At 68.4% G+C, this 977-nt stretch carries 1 protein-coding gene and 1 pseudogene; both read right to left on the bottom strand.

The window, feature by feature from the left end; translation table 11 throughout:
* Positions 1–802, bottom strand: an 802-nt coding sequence (rfbD, locus tag IM725_RS20005) for a dTDP-4-dehydrorhamnose reductase (protein ID WP_193782395.1), incomplete at its 3' end; no start/stop codon positions are given.
* Positions 799–977, bottom strand: a pseudogene (locus tag IM725_RS20000) (dTDP-glucose 4,6-dehydratase); the annotation flags it as partial. The gene rfbD and the pseudogene IM725_RS20000, both read right to left, overlap by 4 nt.

The following is a 977-nucleotide window of genomic DNA, read 5'->3' as shown; positions in this document are numbered from 1 at the left end:
TTGAATTGAGGGGCCGGCGCGCTGCGGTAGGGAACGTGCCGGTCGGCACGGGGTCCACTGCGGCGGCATCAGCCTTGAGTTGTACGCCCGCCCTGGCCGCGTTCTCCAGCACGAAGCGGGCATAGCCATTCCACGTCGTCTCACCCGCGGCCGCAGCGTGATAAAGCCCCGCGAGTTGCGGACGGGCCATGGCAGCACGCGCCATATGGGCGGTGAGGTCGGCCAGCAGGTCGGCGCCGGTGGGCGCGCCATGCTGGTCGTCGATCACCGTCAGGCGCTCGCGCTGCCGGGCCAGCCGGAGCATGGTCTTCGCGAAGTTGCCCCCGCGTGCGGCATACACCCAGCTCGTGCGCAGGATCAGGTGGCGCGGCGTGTATTGCGCGATCAGGCGCTCGCCCTCCAGCTTGGTGGCGCCATACACATTGAGCGGGCCGGTGCCAGCCGTTTCGACCCAGGGCGTATTGCCACTGCCGTCGAAAACATAGTCCGTCGAGTAGTGCACCAGCCAGGCGCCGCAGGCCTGCGCCGCCTGCGCGAGCACGCCAGGCGTCAAGGCATTCACCTGCCGGGCAACTTGCTGCTCGGCCTCGGCCTTGTCCACGGCGGTGAAGGCGGCCGCATTGACGATGAACTGCGGCTGCACCACCTGCACGGTGCGCGCAATGCCTTCCGGGTTCAGGAAGTCACCCACCAGCCCCTCTCGGCCCGCTGACCCCAGCGCCACCACTTCGCCCAGGGGCGCGAGGCTGCGCTGCAGTTCCCAGCCCACCTGGCCGTTGGCACCGAACAGAAGGATCTTCATGCGTATTGCTTCTCGACCCAGTCGCGGTACGCGCCGCTCTGCACGTGTTGCACCCACTCGGGGTGCTCCAGGTACCACTGCACCGTCTTGCGGATGCCGGTCTCGAAGGTTTCGGCCGGCTTCCAGCCCAGCTCGCGCTCCAGCTTGCGCGCGTCGATCGCGTAGCGCCTGTCGT

It is taken from the genome of Ramlibacter aquaticus (assembly GCF_015159745.1).
GTDB lineage: Bacteria > Pseudomonadota > Gammaproteobacteria > Burkholderiales > Burkholderiaceae_C > Ramlibacter > Ramlibacter aquaticus.
The sequence above is the reverse complement of the archived record's forward strand: the minus strand, read 5'-3'. Positions and strand labels throughout refer to the sequence as shown.